General features: G+C 49.5%; 15 protein-coding genes. 2 read left to right on the forward strand and 13 right to left on the reverse strand.

Features of this window, described 5'->3' with window-relative positions; genetic code table 11:
- Positions 1–460: 460 nt before the first annotated feature.
- From AC3Y23_RS16005 to AC3Y23_RS16060, 12 genes are all read right to left on the reverse strand, one after another.
- On the reverse strand, positions 461–1,342 hold the full coding sequence (locus tag AC3Y23_RS16005) for a carbohydrate ABC transporter permease (RefSeq protein WP_379200632.1): 882 nt from the start codon (positions 1,340–1,342) through the stop codon (positions 461–463).
- Between the two features lie 10 nt (positions 1,343–1,352).
- The gene (locus AC3Y23_RS16010) at positions 1,353–2,309 is read right to left on the reverse strand and encodes an ABC transporter permease (protein ID WP_379200634.1); all 957 of its coding nucleotides are present in this window, start codon (positions 2,307–2,309) and stop codon (positions 1,353–1,355) included.
- Between the two features lie 137 nt (positions 2,310–2,446).
- Positions 2,447–4,081, reverse strand: coding sequence for a type 2 periplasmic-binding domain-containing protein (locus AC3Y23_RS16015; RefSeq protein ID WP_379200636.1), 1,635 nt, complete (start codon positions 4,079–4,081; stop codon positions 2,447–2,449).
- Positions 4,082–4,587: 506 nt separating this feature from the next.
- On the reverse strand, positions 4,588–5,304 hold the full coding sequence (locus AC3Y23_RS16020) for a DsbA family protein (RefSeq protein WP_379200638.1): 717 nt from the start codon (positions 5,302–5,304) through the stop codon (positions 4,588–4,590).
- Between the two features lie 623 nt (positions 5,305–5,927).
- On the reverse strand, positions 5,928–8,057 hold the full coding sequence (locus AC3Y23_RS16025; RefSeq protein ID WP_379200640.1) for an alpha-galactosidase: 2,130 nt from the start codon (positions 8,055–8,057) through the stop codon (positions 5,928–5,930).
- A 12-nt stretch (positions 8,058–8,069) separates the two neighbouring features.
- A complete protein-coding gene (locus AC3Y23_RS16030) occupies positions 8,070–8,888 on the reverse strand; it encodes a carbohydrate ABC transporter permease (RefSeq protein ID WP_379200642.1) in 819 nt (272 codons plus the stop codon).
- Entirely contained in the window at positions 8,888–9,766 is an 879-nt protein-coding gene (locus AC3Y23_RS16035; RefSeq protein ID WP_379200645.1) for a carbohydrate ABC transporter permease, read from the reverse strand. The genes AC3Y23_RS16030 and AC3Y23_RS16035 overlap by 1 nt, the downstream gene beginning before the upstream one ends.
- A gap of 84 nt (positions 9,767–9,850) precedes the next feature.
- Positions 9,851–11,173, reverse strand: a complete 1,323-nt coding sequence (locus AC3Y23_RS16040) for an ABC transporter substrate-binding protein (protein WP_379200647.1) — start codon at positions 11,171–11,173, stop codon at positions 9,851–9,853.
- 127 nt (positions 11,174–11,300) lie between these two features.
- Positions 11,301–12,890 carry a response regulator transcription factor gene (locus AC3Y23_RS16045; RefSeq protein WP_379200649.1) on the reverse strand — a complete coding sequence of 530 codons (1,590 nt, stop codon included), beginning with the start codon at positions 12,888–12,890 and terminating at the stop codon, positions 11,301–11,303.
- Complete coding sequence (locus AC3Y23_RS16050; RefSeq protein WP_379200651.1) at positions 12,883–14,673, reverse strand: sensor histidine kinase; 1,791 nt, start codon at positions 14,671–14,673, stop codon at positions 12,883–12,885. The genes AC3Y23_RS16045 and AC3Y23_RS16050 overlap by 8 nt, the downstream gene beginning before the upstream one ends.
- Positions 14,674–15,875: 1,202 nt before the next feature.
- Positions 15,876–16,814 carry an aldose epimerase family protein gene (locus AC3Y23_RS16055; RefSeq protein WP_379200653.1) on the reverse strand — a complete coding sequence of 313 codons (939 nt, stop codon included), beginning with the start codon at positions 16,812–16,814 and terminating at the stop codon, positions 15,876–15,878.
- A gap of 137 nt (positions 16,815–16,951) precedes the next feature.
- Positions 16,952–20,281 carry a DUF5107 domain-containing protein gene (locus AC3Y23_RS16060; protein WP_379200655.1) on the reverse strand — a complete coding sequence of 1,110 codons (3,330 nt, stop codon included), beginning with the start codon at positions 20,279–20,281 and terminating at the stop codon, positions 16,952–16,954.
- Between the two features lie 161 nt (positions 20,282–20,442).
- On the opposite strand from AC3Y23_RS16060, the gene AC3Y23_RS16065 reads away from it, so the two are divergent.
- Together AC3Y23_RS16065 and AC3Y23_RS16070 are read left to right on the forward strand one after the other, a co-directional pair.
- Positions 20,443–21,336 carry an AraC family transcriptional regulator gene (locus tag AC3Y23_RS16065; protein WP_379200657.1) on the forward strand — a complete coding sequence of 298 codons (894 nt, stop codon included), beginning with the start codon at positions 20,443–20,445 and terminating at the stop codon, positions 21,334–21,336.
- Positions 21,337–21,433: 97 nt separating this feature from the next.
- Entirely contained in the window at positions 21,434–21,625 is a 192-nt protein-coding gene (locus AC3Y23_RS16070) for a P-loop NTPase family protein (RefSeq protein WP_379200659.1), read from the forward strand.
- Positions 21,626–21,733: 108 nt separating this feature from the next.
- Here AC3Y23_RS16070 and AC3Y23_RS16075 read toward each other — a convergent pair whose 3' ends face one another.
- Positions 21,734–23,347 (reverse strand): extracellular solute-binding protein, encoded by a 1,614-nt coding sequence (locus AC3Y23_RS16075; protein ID WP_379201218.1) that lies wholly within the window; start codon positions 23,345–23,347, stop codon positions 21,734–21,736.
- Positions 23,348–23,428 lie beyond the last annotated feature (81 nt).

The following is a 23,428-nucleotide window of genomic DNA, read 5'->3' on the forward strand; positions in this document are numbered from 1 at the left end:
TGCACGGTGCGCTAGGGTATCTCTCTCCCGCTCGCTTTGCACAGCAATTTACTAAAAAATCCGTTGCGTGACTGTCCACTTTCTTGACAGAGGTCCAAAAATGCACTTATTTTGCTCAAATCATCCATTTCAACACAATTAAGGTACAAAAATGCCTTTATTTACATCGGAGTAGCCTAGGAGCAGCTTGAGTAACTTGGGCACTGATCGTAGCTTCAGAGCAGCTTGAGTAACTTGGACGCTGATCAAGTAGCTTCAGAGCAACTTGAGTAACTCAGGCGAAGATCGAGTAGTTTAGGCGCTGATCAAGTAGCTTCGGAACACCTTGAGTAACTTGGGCGCTGTTCGAGTAGCTTCGGAGCTTCGAAGCTACTTCCCTACCTTCCTCTCCGCTCTTTCCTTACCTTGCCTACCCTTACTTGCCTATCCCACTTTACTATCGCCAACTCCCCGCCTCCGCTCACCCTTTCAACGAACCTACCATGACACCCTTGACGAAAAAGCGCTGCACGAACGGATATACACACAGAATCGGGATCGTAGCTACCATAATTGTCGCGTATTTGATCGTCTCACCGATCTGCTGACGATCTCCGGCGCTGGCTCCGGCGGACATGCTGTCTGTGGAGTTGGCGATCAGAATCTCGCGAAGTACCAGCTGCAGCGGATACAGCTCCCGGCTCTTGATAAATACAGAGGCATAGAACCAGCCATTCCATTTATCTACCGCATAATACAGAATCATCACAGCGATGACCGGCATGGAGAGAGGAATGATAATCCGGAACAGTATGGTGAAATGGTTCGCCCCGTCGATTTTCGCCGACTCCTCCAAACTGTCCGGAATGCCCATAAAGGCTGTACGCATAATGATCAAATTGAACGTGCTGATCGCAAAAGGAATGATGGTCGACCACAGCGAATCTAGCAGCCCCACCCCTTTGACGACAAGATACAATGGAATCAGTCCGCCATTAAAAAACATCGTAAAAATAATCAGCACCATGAAGGCATTATTCCACAGCACGTTTTTGCGGGAGAGCACATAGGCGCCCAACGCTGTCATCACGAGGTTAACGGCAAGGCCGGCTACCACGATGAACATCGTATTGCGGTACCCGGTCAGGATGCCGGAGTTGGCCAGCACGCTTTTATAAGCATCAAAATTAATACCGAGCGGCCGCCACAGAATACCCTTATGTACCATCAGCTGACCGGAGTCGCTAAAGGAAGCGAACAGCACATACAGCAACGGGTACAGTGTGACCACAACAAGAAATGTCAGAAACACATAGATGCCGGCATAAAAAATTTTATCGAAAACAGAGCTTTCTTCCTTCATGGGTTTCACCTCACCACAAGCTGTTTTTGTTCACTTTGCGACTTACATAATTCGCAGTAACCAGCAGCGCCAGATTGATTACTGAATTAAACAAACCTACGGCAGAGCTGTAGCTCCAGCCGAATTCAAGTAGACCCTTCCGGTAGACAAAGGATGATATAACATCGGCTGTCTCGTATGTGATCGGGTTGTAGAGCAGAATGATTTTTTCGAAGCCGACATTGAGCAGGTTCCCCATTCGCAGAATAAGCATGATAGAGATGGTAGGTAAAATCCCTGGCAATGTGATGTAAAACATCTGCTTCAGCCGGCTGGCACCGTCCATACGGGCCGCTTCGTATTGCTCCACATCGATGCTCATTAGCGCTGCAATATAAATAATCGACTCCCAGCCGATCCGCTGCCAGATCTCTGACAGGATATAGATGGGACGGAACAGCTCCGGCTTTTGCAGCATGGCCTGGCCGTCATAGCCAAAATAAGTGAACAAAGTGTTGATAATGCCATCTGCATTCGTGAAGTCGGTAATAATCCCGCAAATGACCACAAGTGAAATAAAATAAGGCATATAGGTAATCGTCTGCGCTACCCGCTTGAAGGATTTGCTGCGCACCTCGTTGATCAGAAGCGCCAGGATGATGGGTGCGGGAAACTCAAAGATCAGCGAATACAGGCTGATGACGATTGTATTTTTCAATATCCGCCAGAAATAATAGCTGTTGAAAAAATCTTGAAAATGCTTTAGTCCGACCCAGTCGCTGCCCAGAATCCCCTTCATAGGGGAATATTCCTTGAAGGCGATGAGCGCCCCGTACATCGGGGCATAGTGGAAGATCAGATAATAGGCGATCACAGGGATCATCATAAGATACAGATATTTGTTGAGTTTAAAATCCCGGGCAAAGCGGCTGGTGCCCTTCGCAGGCTGGATGGTTTTGCTGCCCGGTACGGTCTGTGTTTTTGCCATAGGGTTGTCTCACCTCAAATCCAAATTGAGAGAGAGGGCGGGTGCCCTCTTGCTCTCCTTGTCTCCTTGTCTTCCTGCCATCCCGTCTCCTTGCCTTCTCCGCTACTTCGTTACTCCTCTGGTCCTGTCTTCCTCCCTTAACGTGCTTTGTAACGATCCAGTGCGGCCTGCTGAATAGCAATAGCGCGGTCCAGATGCAGCGAATTCATTTTGTCCACATAGCTTTCGTACTTATCAATCGGCTCTTGACCCAAAATAATCTTCAGCGTCATCTCATCCACCAGCGTGTTGATATCATTCATAATCGTTGCGTATTCGGAGCTTTCCTCTGGTGTCGGTGTGATCGGTGGCAGGCTGTACTTGGCTGCATCTGTGTTCTTCCAAATGCCTACTGCATCACGCTGGGTCTGCAGGGCAAAAAATTGCTCAGCATACCGTTTGTCCTGAATGAATGGACCGTTATAGCTGCCGCGGGCATACATCGAAATGGCTTGTGCCGGAGCCAGCTTGTCAGGATTTTTCATCAGCAGGTCGGTATATTTCGGATAACCGTCTTCCATGTTATAGCTGACGCCTTCTGTCCCGAAGTTAAAGAACAGTCGGCCTTCCTCGCTATAGCCGTAATCCAGCATTTCTACAGCCAGGACAGGGTCCTTAGCAGAAGTCGAGATAGCGACCGTTCCTTCAGAAGCGTACGCTTGATGCTTTTGACCGAACTTCGGAGTTTCTCCCTTGTTCAAAACCGGGTATGGTGCAGCGACCAGCACGGCTTTCGGGTCATTGCCCTCCACGAGCGGCTGCCATTTGCCAATCCCTCCGCCTGCGTTACCTACAGATGCGCCGGTTGCGCCGGAGGCCATGTTGCCGTCCAATGCCTTGGAATCAGCGGTTGCTATATTCTTATCGATCAGGCCATCGGCATACCACTGACGGAACAGCTTCAGGTATTCTTTGAATCCGCTTTCAGAAGGACCAAACTTAATCTTGCCATCCTCCTGATAGAAGCCACGCGTCACGCCGAAGGCACCCAGAAAAGCACCGTTACCAGATTCATTGAAGAAACGCGGTTTGCTTACGACTGCAAAAGGAGCCTTGGCGCCTTTTTTCTCCTTGAACGCCGTTAGTGTCTTGGTCCAGTCGTCGATAGTTTCCGGTACCGGAAGACCTAGTTCATCCAGCCAGTCCTGACGGATAATGGGTCCCTGGAACACCCGCAGGAAATCGTCACCCCGCACAAACGGGAAGGCATAATAGCTACCGCTGTCGGTCTTCACCATTTTGTCCACATCAGGATTGTCCTGTAAGTATTTCTTCAGATTCGGGGCGTGCTTGTCAATAAGATCGTTCAGCTTCAGAATGTATCCATCATTAATCGCTTTCTCAGGCCCCCCTGGAAAGTCGCCCAAAAAGTTGTATTCAATCATATCCGGCAAATCACCGGAAGCCAGCATCACGTTCAGTGCTTCCTTCACCTGTCCGGTCGGCGGGGCGGTAAACTTAAGCGGTACTCCGGTTTGCTTTTGCCAATCTCTAAAAAAAGGAACATCTTCATGCGTCGCTGCAACCCCGATTAAGTTGCCGTTGATTTCTCCCCAATAGGTGAGCTTCTTGTCTGTCTTGATGGGATAGGTCACTGCTTTACTGCTTGTTTCCGTATCATTCGTTGACTCTGTGTTTTTGCTGTTCGTTGCCGTCTCTTCTTTGGAAGAACACGCGGCCAGCGACGTCCCCAGCATCATGAGAACCAGCACAGAAGATAACCATTTTTTCATTACATGACCTCCGCTACTTTAGGTTATGGTGGTGAGATGCATCTCTTCCACAGAATAATGAATATGGAGGGCTGGCGATATGGTCAAAAACTGAATTTGGATGGTGATTTTGAGCCAGGGGGATGGATGATTTGAGAAATAGAATGGGCAAAATCGGGGATGGCGTGGATTTTGATTAAAACAAAAACAGCGGCCGACCATTGAAGTGCAGAAACTATGGATCAAAGGGCTCTCTGTTTCTTCAGAATCCCTATAATCCCTTCGCTTTGCTGTTCGCAGGTCAACCGCTGAATTTAGGTGAGAGTAAAATTACACCATACGCTTATGAAGTCTAAATAACTGCGTTTTTGCACCTTAAATCGGCTGTACCTAAGGGCATGATTCAATTAAGAGCATTTTTGTACATTAATTCTTCTAAATCATACTCTGCAATTTGTTTTCCCCAAGATAAACCACAATAATGCCCTTATATCCTTAATTCCAACTTTGTGATGAATCTTATTCTTTTAACGTGCCCCGGCAAGCTCCGCTTCAATAGCCGCTGCCAGTTGCTCATAGGAAGCACCCTGCAACAGCTTGCCATTCACCATAAACTGTGGAGTTCCATTCACGCCGTAGTTCGCTCCTGTTTTGAAGTCTTCTTTTACCGGAAGCATATACGTATGATCATCCAGGTCCTTGGCAAACCGGTCATAATCGATACCGCTGATGTTCTCCTTAACGAAATCCTTCAAAAACTTGGGGGTTGCCCAAATCTGGGTCTCATCGCCCTGGTGGTCATAAAGCTTGCTCATGAACTCCCAAAATTTATCGTTGTTCTGGGCAGCAATGGCTTCCCCTGCACTGGCGGCCATAATGGAATCACGATCAATAAAAGCATAGTTTATGAAGAAAAACTCCACCTTGCCGGTCTCGATAAACTCTTGTTGAAAACGTTCAAAATACATCTGCTTCCACTTTTTACACGCCGGGCACTTAAAGTCCGCAAATTCAATGACTTTGACCTTGGCGTCCGGGCTGCCCAGATGGGGCTGCTTCTCATATTTCAGACCTTTTGCGTCATAATCCCCTTTGATTTCCGTGTAGTTAGGCAGCCCCTTCAGATCGGAGCTTGTGCCCGAGCCTTTCAGAAATATTAGCGCTCCGGCAAGAATAAGCACGCTAATTGCAATTACTGTAAAAACATAAGGAAATCCCGATTTTGTCTTTGCATTCTTGGCCATCTTTTATTCATTCCTTCACGGTTGATAGATTATCTACCCAAGCTGGCGTTATGTATTGGGATAACAGGCTGGGTTTAGTTCGTTACAATAGTTACGGATAGATTTGCGATTTGCGATACATAAGTACGATAGGATAAGCAGCAGTATGTTCTTTTCAAAAAAAATTGGTCTACCTCATGTCCACAGTTCGCTTTCCGGAATCAACTGCTGCGCTTTATGTAACAACTCTACCCCTCCCCTGCCGACTGAACAATTGCGCTTTGTATTGTTAGCGCTTTCTATGTTTCGATCTTACCGTGTTCCCTCCTTGGCCGAAAGGTACAATTGAGAAACCTAGGTACACTTCTCCTGCCCTTCAATTCACCCGACAATCGAACAGCTATTGGACCTCCCGCAATCTACAGAAATCCAGCATTCAGATGTAATCAGTTATCTCTCAGCCAGTGGATGGACTAGATCACAACTTGTAATATAGCAACTGTTAATCCGGTCAGGAAACCGACCACTATAACGCAAAGAAGCGTCCCCCGATCAAGAATCGGGAGACGCTTCTTTTTTCGAAACTGCTGACGGCAACGATTTTGCCAGCTGAGCTGTCCATGCTTTTACCAAATATCTATCCGTTACGACTGGCGCGTCAAGCGGAACAACTGACTGGCATAATCGCCTTGCAAGGTCAGCGGCAGTCCAAGGTTCATCAGGCTGGAGCCATGCCATGTCATACCGGCTTCGCCCTTCTCATCTTGTACGAGATATACGGCGTTCGGGTCAAGCCCTTGCAGGGGCAGTCTTTTCTCCGCGGAACCGAAATACTGGGCCTGCTGGAAGGCGAAGACCACGCTCTCCTGTCCGTCATGGCTGATGTACTGGCTGGCTGCAATATCGCCTTCACGGAATGAGGATAGCCGGTACAGACTTCCCTCTGTGATGATATGGCGAATGTCTTTATACAGCTGCACATACCGCCCGGCTTCTGAAATTTCCTCATCGGACCAGTTGCCGATATTAGCTCCGATGCCAAGGCCGCCCATCATAGCACTGTGGAAGCGGAACGAGAGCGGCAGATTTCTGCCGTTCATGCCATGCGGTGATTCGGTCACCCAGCACATCATGACGGATGGGCTATAGGCATAAGTGAAGCCCTCCTGGATGGTCAAGCGGTCGCGGGCATCTGTATTGTCGCTGATCCAGGCTTGGTCAGCGAAGCGCAGAATGCCATGGTCGATCCGTGCACCACCACCAGCGCAGGTCTCGAATTCCACCTGTGGGAAGCGGCGTCTCAGCTCAGCCCAAATCTCATACAGGTGATCCACATGCTTGATCCATACGGATTGGCCCTCATGCTCTTTCAGCGGCAGCACCCCTGGCTCTGTGATCGTGCGGTTCATATCCCATTTAATGAAGGAAATGTCGTAGCTGCTCAGCAGCTCGGTCATAAAATCAAGCACGAAAGCTTTAACCTCCGGCATGCCCAGATTCAATAGCAGCTGATTGCGGAGCAATGTCCCTTCACGGTTCGGGAACTGATAGACCCAATCCGGATGCTGTCGGTAAAGATCGCTGTCCGGGTTGACGGATTCCGGCTCTACCCATAGTCCGAAATCCATACCCAGCCCTTTCACTTCATCAATTAGGTCCTGTAGGCCAAGCGGGAACTTCTCCGGGTTCACAGTCCAATCTCCGAGACCTGCCCGGTCACTGTTCCGGCCACCGAACCAGCCGTCATCCACGACGAACAGCTCTGTGCCCATTCGGGCCGCCTGCCGGGCCAGTACCGTTTGGCCTTCGGCAGTTACAGCGAACTCCGTCGCTTCCCAAGAGTTGTAAAGCACCCTTCTGATCCGCGACCCAGGAAGAATGCATTCGCTTTGGTAGCGATGCAGATTACGGCTCATTTGTCCGAATCCGTTCGCAACGAACCCCCCTGTAAAGACCGGCGAGGTGTAGCTCTCTCCCGGCGCCAGTAGGAACGAGCTGTCAAAATCATTGATCCCGCCGACGATACGCAGTCGACCGAAGCTGGACTTCTCTGCGACAATCTTCCAGTTGCCGCTCCAACCCAAGGCGCCGAACCAGACCTTGCCTTGGGTCTCGTTCGCTTGGCCACCATCAATCGCGAACCACGGATTGGCATGCGGTCCAGTGAATCCTCTTCTGGATTCCAGTACCTTCTTGCCCTCGGTTAGCGGCTGGGAACGGAGCTGGTATTCTCCGGACCAGCGGCCTGTGACATGGGTCATCCGGTAAGCAGGCAATACTGGGATCGACCACGCCGCAGCCATGACCTGGTTAATACTTACAGGCAGATCTTCTTCATTCTTGACCTTCACAACTCTTTCGACCAGATCATGTTGAACAACTGCCTTATAGCAGACCTCCACCCGCAACGAATAATAGGCATCGGTCAGAATGATCACCAGTTCATTGTCGCTGACAATCTCATGCCCACTGTATTGCAGCTTCAGGTCACGGACACTATCGCCGAATTTCACTTTCAGGCAAGGCTCGGTATAGCTGGTGCCTCCCCAGCCACCGTACTCCTCCATTTCGCCGTTCAAATCGGCGTCGAAGGAGCTGTGGGTGCGCAGGGCAAGCAGGCCCACGCAGTCCCGGGCCTCTACTGGCTCGCCCCAGTACAGGTGCTGTACATTACCTTTTTCATTAATGCCCAAGATATAAGAGGATTGCTTCATCCGGATTTCAAAAATTCGTTCCTGTTCCAAATACTGAATCGCCAACGTAAAACACTCCATTCACTTATCAGGTTATCCTTTAACTGCACCCGCAGCGATCCCCTTAATGATAAATTTCTGCATCAGCAGGAAGAAGACGATGACCGGGATCATCCCCATAACGGCATAAGCGAACGCCAGGTTCAGATCACTGCTGTATTGACCGAAGAAGAAATACTGCTGTAGCGGAATGGTCCGATATTGATTATCCTGCAAATAAAGCAAAGGCAGCAGGAAATCATTCCAGATGTACAAAGCGTTCAACACAACTACCGTTGCCGTCACCGGCTTTAACAAGGGAAGGATCACCCGAAAGAAGATTCCCGGCGTAGAGCAGCCGTCAATGGTCGCCGCTTCTTCGATTTCCCGCGAGATTTGCTTGATAAAAGCTGTATAGAACAGCACACCCATCTGGATCCCAAAGCCACCGTAGATCAGGATAATACCCCAATGCGTATTGAGCATGTTCAAGGTTTTTCCAAGCTTATACAAGGGTAGCATCGTCACCTGAAACGGAATCATCATTCCCGAGAGAAACAGCAGAAATATGATGTTATAAAGAGGCTTATTCCTTCTTGCGATCGAATAACCAGCTAAGGCAGATACCAGCACAATCAGCACCACAGATAAGCCCGTGATGATAAGACTGTTGCTAATCGCCACCGGGAATTTCGAAGTTTGCCAAGCGTGTAGATAATTAGAAAAGTCAAGGCTGGACGGCAGAGCATAAAAAGAATCAAAGGTTTGCTTGGCCGTTTTGACCGACATCAATACCGCAATATATAAAGGAAACAAAAAAATCAACGCCAATACCAAAACTAGTACAAAGACCGCAATTCGCGTCTTTTTCATTACATCTCCACCTCCCGTCTGCGGGAAATGGACATTTGCACAACCGTAACGATCACCAAGATCAGGAAGAACATCATGGACAACGCCATCCCGTATCCGCCCTGGAAGGAAGAGAAGGACGTTCTGTAGATATATGTGGACACGACCTCAGTGGCGAAGCCGGGACCCCCGTTCGTAGTTACAAAGACCAGATCAAATACCTTCAGCGACCCGGTTAGCACCAGAAGCAAATTAATGGTAACTGAAGGAGCAAGCAAAGGGAAGGTGATATGACGGAAGGACTTCCACACCCCTGCACCGTCAATCTTGGCGCTTTCGCTGAGTTCCTGTGGGATGCCTTGCAGACCGGCAATATAGATGATCATCGGCGAGCCAATCCCCTGCCACAGCGCCACAAGAATCAACCCGAACAAGGCATAATCAGGATTGCCGAGTGGACTTGTGACATCCAGTCCGAAGTGGCTCAGCAGTTGGGGAATCCCCGTGCTGTAGTTATAGCTCCAGATAAACCCCGACAGAACGATCGAAATCACACTCGGCAGAAAAAAGATCGTCCGAAATACATTGCGCAGCGGCAGAAAAGCATCCAGCACCAGCGCAAGCAACAGAGAGAACACATTCACAAGCAGCGTCAGTATGAGCGCGTATTTGGCTGTATTGCCAAGGGCCGCCCAGAAGCCGGGGTCCTGATACGCTTTTACATAATTAGCCCAGCCGATAAAAGCGAACTTATTGGACACGCCATCCCAGTTCGTGAAGGAGTATCGCGCTCCCATAATCAGCGGAATGACAACCGCCATAATAAACAGACAAATGCCCGGCACAATAAAAAGAAGGTACCACATCTCTTTCCGAATGGCCCGCTGGAGATTCCCCATAAGTCTCATATCCTTTCTTCACGCAGGCGGAAAGCACAGCACATGTCTCTGTGCCTTCCCCCACGTTTCTTTGTCTACTGAGCGCTATTTATGGTTCTTGCTCAACCAGTCGTCCATATTGGAAATAATCTGATCCGGTGTGACTTTCTTAAAGAACAGATTTTGCAGATTCTGATCGAATGGAGCCCGCCAGTCAATCGTCGTCTTCGCCAAATAAAGCTGGGAATCATAGGTCTGACCATTATCGAAGTACGATTGCAAATCCTTGATGGCCGGGGCAATATCGGTAGAAGTTCCCTTAACATAGCTTAAGGATTTGATGTTCTCTACCCAGGCATCCCCGCCCTCTTTGCTGGACATGAATTCCAGGAATTTAAGCGCAGCTTCCTTGTGCTCGGTCTTGCTGCCGATAGCCAGTGACGCGTCTGCGTTAAAGTCCAACTTGTTCAGACTCTCATCGTTGCTGAAGGGATACGGGAAGTAGCCCAAGTCATTGTTGTACAGATCAGGATTCTTTTTCTCGATATCCGGGAGTGGCCAAGTGCCCATATACATCATACCGACATTTCCTTTGGCAAAAAGATCGACAGCGCCGTTATAATCCACACCAAGTTGATCCTTGTTACCGAGCTCAAACAGCTTCGCGGCATGCTCTATTGTTGTTTTTACCGCAGGATTGTCCGCGAACTTCGCCTGACCTTTCTCTATCTTCTCGAAGAAGTCTGGCTGACCTTCTACCAAGGCACTGTTGCTCGGCAGATCGCGGGTATTCCACATGGTCATCGTCCATCCGTCTTTCCAGCCGAGGGCGAACGGAGTTTTACCCTCTGCTTTGATCTTCTCAGCGGCTGCGATCAGAGCATCATAGGTTCTCGGAACCTCAAGGCCCAGATCCTTGAAGATTTTTTTGTTATAGAACACTGCAATCGGGTTCGCGTTCAGCGGCATCACGTAATTCTTGCCACCTGTCGCCTGGCCTTTGACTACGCTTTCATCAAAGTTGTTCAAAAAAGGCTGGCCCGTAAGATCTGTCAGATAACCGCCATCCGCAAAGAGCTGCGTATTGAAACCAGCATTTAGCGTAAAGACGTCAATGACGTCACCGCCTGCCAGCTTGGTTTTAAGCAGGGTATAGTAATCATCGTATTTGACTGGCTGTATTTCGACCTTGATATTAGGATTTTCGCTCTCGAACTGCTCTACAATCTTGGCAATTTGATCGGTAAAATCGCTCTTGAAGTGCATAAACTTAATTGTCACCGGTTGTTCAGACGACTTATTGCCCCCACTGCTAGGAGCGCCTTCGGCATTCCCGCCAGCAGACGGCGTGTTATTTCCTCCACCACAAGCGGATAGCAAGGTACTCAGCAGCATGACACCAAGACTGATGGACATCCATTTTTTCAACGTAATTCCCCCTTCATCTAGTTCAAGCGTTGGACGCTAGCTCTTTTATGTCCTGCTTTTATCCTACCTGCTTCCGGGAGCAATCGTAATAAAATAAATGGTGCAACGAATGTTCAATTTTTTGTAATCAGTTCTGCTGGAGATGGCTGTCCCGATATTCCGAGGGTGTCTGTCCTGTGCTTTTTTTGAACACTTGGCTAAAATAACGCTGATTCTCGTAACCCACTAGCTCAGAGATATCGCTGATCTTCCGGTCAGAAGCACGCAGCAGCTCACACGCCTTCTCCATCCGTCTACGGGTCAGATATTCGATAAAATTCTCCGCGGTCACCGTCTTGAACAGCTTGCTTAGATAGCTCGGGTCCATGTGAAACCTTGTTGCAACATCAATCAGACTAATATCTTCAAAGTAATGGGCATCCAAAAAATCCGCGATGCTCTGAATCATCTGGATCGATTCGGATTCGTTACGGTCCGTACTGTATTCCTCAATCGCCTCCAGCCAGCGTCCCAGCAGCAAGGTGACCTCTGTGCTATCCATAATACCTGTGATGTACTGGGGATCAAAAACCGTAGGACGAGCCGATGCCATTAACTTCAGCTCCGAGACCGCCACATCCATGATCCGCACCAGCTCCTGCTGAACCTCACTAACCGTGATAACTCCGTTTCCAGCCACCTTTGTCAAATAAATCTGCAGTAGCTCCCGGACCTCCTTCACATTACCAGAGGCCACCGCTTGCCGGAGAGCCTGCAAATCAAAGGAAGTTAGAAGACCGACGTTCTGGACCTCGGCGTGATCCTCTGCCAGGTACAGGCTGCACCCGGAATCATGCAACCGGGCTCCCCCGATGGCTTTATTCGCAGCACGGAACATATGCGGTAACTCCGCCAGCTCACTGAAAGACGGACTAAGTCCGGCACAAACCTCCAGCTTCAGCATCCGGTGAACAGCCCTGTGGAACTCCGATAACCAGGTAGGCCCCTGCGCCTCGTCCGATAGCGATTCCTTCAGTACTAGACAAATCCGCAATCGATCATCTGATTTGTAGACCAGTGCCAGTTCATCCTGGAGTAGCTCATGCAAAATGTTCTCAATGCTGAACATCAGCAGATCGGCATTGCCGTGAAATCGGGTACGGGCTGTCTCCTGAAACTGCCGGAACATCATCACTACCAGCCGGGAATGCTCCATCCCAAGAGGAATCTGCAATTCCTCCTGATGCTTAAGGATGTCTGATGGATTGGTGATCCTTTCTCCGGTGACATTTTGCAGAAAAGCGCTCCGCTTCAGCTTGAGCAAATCCACGGCTTCTTTTTTCTGCTGCTGAAGACTCCTGTATGTGCGGCTAAGTTCCGCCGCCTTGATCATCGCGCTGCGCAGATCGCCGAGAGACACCGGCTTGAGCAAATACTCACAGGCCTGATAACGAATAGCCGCCCGCAAGTACTCGAACTGGGAATACCCGCTGATCACAATCACCCGGATATCACTGTGATGCTCATGAAGATGCTCCAGAAATTGCAGTCCATCCATAACTGGCATGTTCATGTCGGTAACCACAATATGCGGCTTACTGACACCGATCAGCTTAAGTGCCTCTTCCCCATGTCTAGCTTCTGCGATGACCCGGGCATCCAGATTCAGTTCGCTGATCATCTTGCTGATCGCCCTGCGGCCCCATAGTTCATCGTCTACGACCATCACTTTATACATGCTTAGCCCCCGCTTTTCTATATGGAATCGTGATCTTCACCGTCGTTCCCTCACCTAGCCTGCTATCCACCGTAAGACCGTAAGGGGGGCCATAGAATATCCGAATCCGCTCATGGACATTCCTCAGTCCAATGGATACACCCGAGAACACTTCCGTAACAGGATTGGCAAGTGCAGCTTGCAGCTCAGCCAGCTTCTCTTCCGTCATACCCGTCCCGTTATCGCGGATGACAATCAGCACATCCTCCCCCTCCCGCACCGCAGTCACACTGATCAACAGTCGATGATGATCCTCTTGGCCCAAGGCATGCATGGTGGTATTCTCCATGATCGGCTGGAGCATAAAACGAATCATCGAGCAATCCATCAGTTCCGACTGCACCTCAAACTCCGTCTTTAGCGATTCCTCGAATCGCAGCTGCTGGATGTACAAATAGTTGTTCAGGTGTGCCAGTTCTTGACCCAATGTCGATTCCATATTGCCTTCATAGAAGCTGTAGCGGAACATATCCCCAAGGGCACGGCACATCTCATGAATCTCATAATCCCCGATCAGCACCGCTTTGCCACCGATCGTCTGCAATGTGTTATACAGAAAATGCGGATTAATCTGCATTTGCAGCGCCAGAAACTGGGCTTCCTTGTTCCGCAGCTGCATTTTATACTCCTTCTCGATCAGTTCCTGAATCTTCTCTGTCATGAAGTTAAAGTTCGCCATCAGCTCTGACAAATCATCATGCCAGCGATTGGGCTTCAGTGTGGTGTTGAATTTCCCTCTCCGGACGGCGCGCATCGCTTTGCCGAGATATTGAATCGGTCTCGTGATGAACTGCTGTGCCAGCAGAGAGAAACCTGCAATGACGAGCATGACCAGTACAAGTACAATGATAGTAATTCGCAGCGTGTTCCTACGGTTATCGGCCAGCTCTGTACTAGGATAAAGGATGCTCAGCCCGACGTTGGCATGATCCAGGTAGGAAGTGCTGGTCAGCAATTCACGGTTTTGCGAAAAATGCAGCTGGTGTGCATGGCTGTCGATCATCCGCTCCGGACGGATGTAGGGCTTGACCTCCCCGGCATAAGCATCACTGGTTCGGTAAAAGGTCTCTCCACGCTCATTCTGCAAAACGATCACATTCGGCGCGCGATTATACTTTTCCATTTTCTTATAGAAGTCTTTGCCCTTCACATAAAAGAGCAAGGAGCCGAACTTCTTCTTATAGAACGGATCGTATATGGTCATCGCATACACAAAAAGATCCTGCTCAATCACAGGATCCGTATAAGTGAACATCAGGGAGTGCTGAAAAGGCAGATCAGGAATCTCCCGATAATGGGGAACCTGATCGTTCAGGGCAATGACATTGTAGCTATCGGCTCTGGACCAGCTGTCCTGAACGGTGTTATCACTTCCAAGCACGGTAATCTTGATAATATCAGCATTATTGCTGACCACAAGTCGATAGTATCCCGCCAGCGACTCCCTGATGTCCATAATGTTAGCATCACTATAGTTCGTTCCATTCTCCATCAGGTCAATGACCCGCTTGAAGCCGTAAACCTGGAGTGCCGAGGTCGATAGATTACGAAAATACTGATCCAGATTATCCGACACATATTCAGCATTCTGGTCAGAGCTGCGAATCATCGCCTGCTCCAGCGAACTGGTGCTTGTCTGGTAGAACAGATAGGACAAAATCAGCAGGGGGACGAGGGAAATCACCATATTGCTCCATACGATTTTGGTCCGGATGCTCCGGTTCATAAACAGCCATCTGATCATCCCTGTGTTCCTCCTGCTGTATAAATTGAGCTTTTTCTTCTATTCTTTCCTATTATATAAGACGAACTTTAGATCGGAATATAAGATCCGAACTTCAGAGCTGAACGTAAGATCGGAACGTAGATCCGAACGTAAGATCGGAACGTCAGATCCGAACGTAAGGCGCGATCGTCACTACGGTAAATGTTTGGACTTTCGGCCGCTGTTGTCCCCAGATTTCTTCTTTATAAACCGCTTCTAGCGGTTGAAACCCAGTAAGTTTATGCTTACGGGTGCGAGCTTCTCCTATGGAAAGCTTCCAGGCATGCGCTCCCGATGCCAGCTTCTCCTAAGGAAAGCTTCCAGGCATGCGCTCCCATGCTAGCTTTTCCTATGGAAAGCTTTCAGGCATGCGCTTCCGCTCCTACAGTTCCAAACCTTCCCTTTCATTGCTTCTCGCTATATAGAACGCATTAAAAACAAACATTGCCGAGAAAAAAGAGAGCTTATTTAAAAAGGAGCAAAGTGTAATTAACGGCATTTTTGTACCTTAAATCCTCTACATCTAAGGGTTAATGGAGATTAAGTGCATTTTCGTACCTTAATTCTTCCAGAATACCCGTCCAGCGTGTTTTTTTCGGAAATTAAGGTGCAATAATGCACTTATTTACCTTATTCGTCCATATTAAAGAAAAATAAGGTACAAAAATGCTCTTAGTTGGGAAGTTGGCCCTCTCGTTCACTGTTAAGGCGACTGGTGAACGGGAATTTATCGCCTCTAGTGACAGCACTGGATTTGAACAGCCATGGATTATCGTCTTGCTGCTGACAGTCTATGTTCGGATGCTAGCTTTCCTACAGAAAGCTTTCAGGCGGACGCTTCCGATGCTAGCTTTTCTACAGAAAGCTTTTAGGCATACGCTTCCGATGCTAGCTTTTCTACAGAAAGCTTTTAGGCATACGCTTCCGATGCTAACTTTCCTATGGAAAGCTTTTAGGCATACGCTTCCGATGCTAACTTTCTTATGGAAAGCTTTTAGGCATACGCTTCCGATGCTAACTTTCCTATGGAAAGCTTTTAGGCATACGCTTCCGATGCTAACTTTCCATAGAAAAGCTTTAGGCGAACGTTTCCGCTCCTACAGTTCCAAACCTTCCCCTTCATTTCTTCTCGCTATTTGTTTTTTTCTTTTATTCTGTCCTATTATATTAAATTTCCCAGTTTAAACAAGGCTCACCTCAAGGTGCCAGCGGTACACTTCGCCGCCAGCAACAATGGCCACTTCGTTCCGCCGCACGGCCTCTCCGAGATGATCCATCCGTCCGGTGGCCGGTTCCAGCGCAAGCTGATAATTGCCACCAAATCCGCCGTAATTGGCCCATACGGCCAGGTAAGGAACCTGTTCAGCAGGGTAGCTGAACGTGATGGACTCTCCGGTCGCAGGATCGCTAACCGCTGCGAATCCTCTCTCTGCCTTGCCGGTGAAATAATATTTCTCGGCAAATCGTCCCCCATTAGGCTCCGTCACACTCAAATCGACGGTTCCGTCAGAGCTAGGGGCCAGAGGCCAAGGCTGTCTGTCCCCGAAGACGCCGAGCCTTTCCTCTGCCGAATAGGAAATCTCGATCTCATCGAGACCATTCGGCACATGCAGCTTCATGCCCGCATGTACCTCCAGCAGCGGATGGGCCGCCCAGAGGAAAGTGAACGGTGCAGCGGATGTGTTCGTGACGGCATAGTCTATCCGCAGTGTGCCATCCGCTGTGAAGGAATACGTCTTCTCCAGCAGGTATGGAAACTGTTCCCCTTTGACCTGACAGTGCAGGCCGGTTCCTGTGCCATGTGCTTCCCACGGAAGAGACCAGACCTCCCCATGATCCGGGATGGTCCTGCCTTGCCAAGGCTCCAGCGGATACTCACAGGGATCGATGCAGGGAAACATCTCATCCCAGCCGCTCTCATCCCCATTCGGGAAGGGGGAACCATATCCCTCATTCCCAAGTGCTTTTCCACTCCGCCATAGCCATTCCCGTCCGGTCCGGGTGTTCCGTAGCGACACCGCTTTGGCCCCCAGCCCCGGCACTATACAAACCGAGAGCAGTGCTGATTCGCCAATCCAGACGTCATGGCCTTCGATTTTGCTTTCCCGCCAATGTGTCATGCTGTCCCTCCCTCTAGACTACCAAGGGATGATCATCGCAGAAGGTCCTGTCAATGATCATCCCTTGGTATTTCTCTATTAGTCCTCTTCCAATATTCACCTGACAGTATTCTGTCAGTGTTCGTTATGTGCCACTATCACAGGTTAAGATGGATCAGAGCTCCCTGATGATTGACTTCTAGCGCCAGCACCTCTTGGAACCGGATCTTGGCTTCTTCTGTACGTCCCAAGCCTAGTAATCCGAGACCCAGCATGTAGCGGCAGTGAATTTCATTCCGTCTGTTCAGATCATCCTCGAAGACAAGGAAATCCGGGAGTGATACGGCAAAGTAGTCGAATTCCACTTCGTCGAACAGATGCTTTTCTGCGTAATCCACCAGCTTGTTGAAACGACGTTTGCTTTCCTTCTCCACCTGGAGCTTCTGCCAAGCCAGCCCTTGATAGAAAATCATATCTGGCGGCTGATCGTTGTAATACATCGCTCCGGCAGGCTCCTCAAGACCTTGTGAAGCGGCGCTCCAGTAGAATTCGGCCTGCTCTTTGTTATTCAGACCCTCGTACGCGTTACCCAGGTAGTACAGGATATTATTCTCCTGCGCTCCGTCCAGCTTGCCTTCCCCGAGGTTCTCAGGATAGACCCGTGCCTTAAGCAGTAAGGACGCCGCTTCTTCGAAGTTTCCTTCTTGCAATTTCTTCTTACCTAGCTCCACATGGCCGAACACATACTGTCCGGTCACCTTGCCTTCTCCGCCCTCCCAAGGGTGGAAATGGCGTGTTTCCAATGCCTGAATGGCCTCTTCGTGGCGCCCAAGAGCATTGAGCAAGGCTACGAATTCCACATACAGATCATCACGCTTGCTAACGAGGTCTGGATGAGCCTCTAGCTTGGCATAACGCCAATCAGCAGGGCGACCCAGCTTCTTGTAAAGCTGATCCAGCTCATAGAAGACGCGTGCATCAGCCGTGTTCAATTCAAAAGCACGTTCAAGCGACTGAAGGGCAGCCTGTGGATCATTGCATTTGTTGAAATAGGCCAGGGCTAGATTGCGGTGTACTGTTGGAAAATCGCCCTGAAGCGACGCAGCCGCCTCCCAGCGGGCGATGGCGTCCGCATGGCGCTTCTTGTCATATAACCAGTTGCCCAGATAGTAGTTCGCCATGCCATCGGCAGAGTCTGCTGCGATAGCGCTCTCCAGTACAGCCAGATCGAGCAGGCTGTTCGGGAAGCAGTAATCGGCAGGCGCCTGGCTGCCGGCCAGGCGATGTGCTGCCGCAAGCTCGGACGATCCAAGCTGTTCGTAGGCATAGGCCAGCGTGTAGTGCAGCATCGGATAAGCCGATGTGCTGGCATCCGGTGCGATCCGTGCCATAACCTGCACGGCCTCTTCATACAAGCCGGAGCCGATATAATCGGCAGCCAGCTGCAGCGTGTTGTGAACATCGCCGCGCATGAAGCGCTCCAGTTCAGCCAGCGCAGCTTCTGCCTGAGCGGCTTCGCCCAGCGCTAGCAGTGCCGCCCACCGTTCGTTGGCGGCTCCAAAGTCGGCGGGATCGAGCGTCAGCGTCTCTTCCGCAAAGGCCAGACCCTTCGCAGGCTTACCCAGCCTGCGTAGCAGCGCCGCCTTCAGATGGCGCGCCTTGTAGTTGCGGCTGTTGCGGATGAGCGAACGCTCCACCAGCTCCAGCGCTTCACCGTATTGCCCCTGGCCGCTAGCGATGCCAGCCAGCGAGAAATATCCGCTGTCCTGCCAAGCGGCGGACCATACAGCTTTGTAGAACGCAGCGAAGGCTTCCTCGCTCCGGTTCTGCAATTTCAAGGCCATCCCGAGCTGATAATAGGCTTCGCTATCATAAGGGTTCGGGTTGCGCCAAGTCAGTGCCTTCACTGCGGTACGGAAGTGTCCCTCTGCCTCGGTATAACGTCCGCGGCGCAGCAGCAGCGTGCCGTATGCCGTGTTGATTCGGATATCATCCGGGTCGCGCTTCAGCCCTTCGAGGTAGTACGACTCTGGCTCGAAAGTCGCGTGGCGATATTGCTCAAGGTGCAGGCCCGCCAGATACAGTTGTTCATTCGTCAGCAGCTCATGCGGCTTCGGCAATGGCTTAGCCGCATCCGGTACCTGCTCAATGGAAGGCTTCGCCGGACGGTAGGCAATTAGCAAGCTTCCTGAAGCATCTCGCACCGTAACCGTAAGATCATGCGGAAGGTCGCCGTCGTCCAGCGAGATCACCGACTTGTAGGTTGAGGTCGGGGAGAGTGTCACTACATCGGAGACATAGGTACGTTTCCGGCCCTTCAGCTCAATCACGGCACCCTCGAAGACCGAGGTAGCATAGGCAAGCACTGTTGCTGTGCGCTCTGCCTCATCCACCTCCAGATTGACAGCGGCTTCAATCGAAGCATTCTTGACCACGCCGATATCTTTATATGGCATAAAATACTGCTTAAAGGATTTCTCTTCATACGGCTGGAGCCATGTGAAGTCCGGCTGGTTGTCCGTGAACACGCCTGTCATCAATTCAATGTACGGGCCGTCTTCATCGGTCAGATTGCGGTCCCAGGCCTGGCCGAATTCGCCATTACCCCAAGTCCACTGCTTCTTACCCGGCGAGACGTGGTGGTTCGCCACATGCAATAGTCCAGCCTGCACTCCATGGTCGTAGCCGCCCACGAAGTTAAAGTCCGACTTGTAAGCCATATAAGAGGTCGGTACCGGGATATTCTTGTAGCGAGAAATATCGACACCTTCGGAATAGTCCTTCTTATAATAGGTGCCAGTCGCAATCGGGAAGCGCGACACATCGCGTTTGCCGTGGTCAAAAACTGCGGTCACGTCTGGCGGGAACACAGACTGTGTATGGTCATTGACGGCAACCGCCGGATTTGCCCACCACAGGAAGGTTTGTGGTTCCGGAGTCCGGTTGTACATCTGCGCTGTAATTTCTATATAAGCCTTGCCAGGATGCAAGGTAAAACCTGCAGTTACTTTCGTGCCGCTCATCCGGTCAATCTCGCTGACCCAAACTGTAGCGCTTCCATCTTCGCCCTGCTCCAGCCGGTATTCCACCGGACCAAAGGTGTTTGGACGGTGATGCTGCGGCCAGTTGAACTCAATACCACCGGAGATCCATGGCCCGGTCAGGCCGACCAGTGCAGGCTTGATAACCTGGTTATAATAGACAAAATCATAGTCATTGGTTTTGTCGATCGCCCGGTAGATCCGTCCGCCGATCTGCGGCATAATCTGGATCTGCACGAACTCATTTTCCAGAAAAACCATCTGGTAAGATTTCATGACCTTCTCATCGTAAATTTTATCAATGACAGGAAGCGGATATACGCGTCCGGAACTTCCTTGATAGACCCGCTTTTCCAGGAACATCGGATTCTTATCCGGCTGGCCGACTTCATAGGTAGGAATCTTGACACTTTTCTCCCAAATCTTCACTTCTTGAATTGTTGACACGGGTGTCCATCCTCTCTTGTAAGGGATTCGCTTGCTATCCTTATCTTACGAGTAAACAGGTGTAGACACCATTGACTATCTCATGTGTATGATGGACTATATGATGATTACGGTCGATTGATACATTTGACAAAGCAATTGCACACGAGCATAGTATATACATGAAAAATATACGAATTGAAGAAGGCTTCAATGCCCAGAAACTAATCGTCCTGCCGGATCATATTATTAAAGATTATGCTCAGCACCCTCTTATCCGTCCACTGCATCTAACCGATATCGGCTACTTTCCGCTGGCACAGCATCACTACCGGGAACGTCCGGAAGGCAGCGCCGCTTATATCATCATCTACTGTGTCAACGGCGAAGGCTGGTACCGAGTACAGGGTCAGAAGACACAGCTTCTGCAAAAGGGTTCTGCCGTCATCATCCCTGCGGGAATAGAGCATGAATATGCCTCTTCCACCGAGCATCCATGGAGCATTTACTGGTGGCACATGAAAGGAGAGAACGCCGCCGACTTCTTCTCCGGGAGTGACGGGGCATGTGAGCCGATTCCGATCCCGGTCGATAAATCGCTGAAGATCGTAGAGCTGTTCGATGAATGCTATGAGCTGCTGCAAAAAGGCTACACCCTGCACCATATCATCTATGTCTCACAGCTTGCCTGCCATCTGGCAGCTATCCTGAAGTTCTCGCAGCTTCAGCCGCTCTCCAGCCAGCAGCAACGCCACAAGCATGATATTGAGCGCTCCGTGAAGTTTATGACTGAGCATCTGGAGGAACATTTATCGCTCAAGGAGCTGGCAGCGGAAAGCAAGCTTTCCATTCCCCATTTCACACATATGTTCAAAAAAGCGACCGGGTATTCTCCCATCGATTATTATCTGCGTCTCAAGGTACAACTGGCCTGCCAACACCTCGACCTTACCGATCACAGTATTAAAGAGATCAGCCATCGGCTGGGCTTTCAGGACCCCTACTATTTTTCACGACTGTTCAAGAAGATTATGGGGCTATCTCCTTCCCAGTACCGCAGCACGCATAAAGGGTAAAGGGCTGTGCTTAACTGCACACTAGTATTGATCATCACATAGTATCAAGCCAGCCACAAACCTAACTATTATTCTAAGGACCAATGAAATGCATGTTATGTCTACTTCTTTCCCTAAGAGAAGACCAGATATGGGAGAAGGTTGCGAGGAGAGATTCTCCTTTGAGTTTGGAATTTTAATAAGACTTCAACAATTAGCCAAAGAAAAGACTGCTATCGTCTTGAAATCACCAAAAGTGATTAAACATTTTTTAGAAAATAACAGTTATCCGCAAAAAAATAACCCGTAAGCACGTCGCCTCAGGCAGAGGTTCGTCTTACGGGTTATCTATCAATTCAGGAACAGGCTCTCCTTCTCAAAGTAACTCAGCAAGAGACCTGGCCTTCATCTGGGCTAATTATTTTCCGCCCCACAGCTTCATACGTTCTTCATACTTCTGGTTGATAATTTCTTCTACCTTCTCATCGCCGGCCTTTTTCATATCGTCAAGCATCTTGTCGAATGTCGCATTGGCTTCAGCTTCAGTAGGAGCAATGATTACTCGGGTAGTACTTTGTTCCATAATATCTTTGACCTTCTGAGCTGTCAGTGCTTCAGGTGTACCGCCATCAGGAGTCAGGTTATCATATTCCGCTGTATCCCAAACGGAATCCCCAAGGTTCTTGATCGCCATTTCATCTACTTCATTGCGTTGGAATTTAACCGGCATATCGTAAGGCTGTCCGTTCGGATCCAGACCATTCTTGATGAACCACAGCCATTTGCGAACGCCGCTCTTCTTCACTGTATCATCCCAGTTGTCTTTGAAGCTTTGCAAGAATGCAGGGTCCGGTTGTCTCTTGCCATCAACCATAGTGTAATTGGTTCCTTCTTGACCCCACAGCAGCAAATGCTGACCTTCATCACTTGCCAGGAAGTTGAACAGTTTCATTGTTTCTTCTGGGTGTTTGTTATTCTTCGTGATGGCAATAGCATCCCATCCAAGCGAGCTTCTAGGTCCAAATGTCGTTTGGGCAGGGTCTGTACCAGGTGCGACAACCTTGTAAGGGAAGAGCTGGTTATCTACGCCGCCATCCTTCTTCAAAGCTGCATTACCATTACCTGGATCCCAGTAAGCGCCTGGTGAGGAGAATACTGCGCCAGTAGCAAGCTTTTGAACCCATGTTTGCGTTTTACTAATAGCAAATTCTTTCTCGATCAGACCTTCTCTATACAAACGGTTCACATAGAGCAGCATCTCACGATACTTCGGATCCTTCACATCATACTGCAATTTTCCGTTGTTATCGTAGTAGGTCTTCATGCCCCACATACCTTTGAACGTACCAAGATTGGCACCCATATTCTCACCGTTCATCGTCATAGGAACGGATTCTTTTCCATCGATAGTCTTGTGTTTCTCTTTAAAATTCTTCAAAAGCGCTTCCAAATCATCAGTTGTAAGTGGTGTAGAACCATCTGCCTTATCTGGAGCCAGTTCTGCAAGCAGATTTTTTCTCATCAACATACCGAAGACAGGATCACTATCCAGTCCATACCAGTTCGCCAAATAATAGTTTTGGCCGTCTTTATAGCGTGTTTTAGTCAACGTGTCGCCATACATTTCTTTCACGTCAGAACCATATTTTTCAATCAATTCATCAAGTGGTACGAATGCTCCGCTTGTAATGTACTTATCGAGTGAAGCGTCCCCACGGCTCATTACCACTACGTCCGGATAGTCACCGCTGGCAAGCATCAAGCTCAGCTTCTCTGTCGGGTTTCCCGTAGGCTGTTGTATGGAGAGCGAGATGCCAGTCTTTTTAGTGATTTCCTGGGCAACAGCATCTGTAAAGGGCTCTCCCTTTGTATTAGAATCAAACCAGGTTAGTGTGATCGGCTCTTGTTTTTTATTGTCTCCTGCCGTTTGGTTTGTATTGTCTTTACCGTCGTTAGAACCACATCCCGCCAATAAACCAGCAGCTAGTGCAGCCGTCATACCTACGCTCATCCATTTGTTTCTCTTTATCATTGACACCCTAATTCCTCCCATTGAATAAGTTACTTTACATGTCGTTCAAGCAACCAAGCAGGTCTGTCACCTCACCCCCCT

The organism is Paenibacillus sp. MAHUQ-45, from assembly GCF_058133325.1.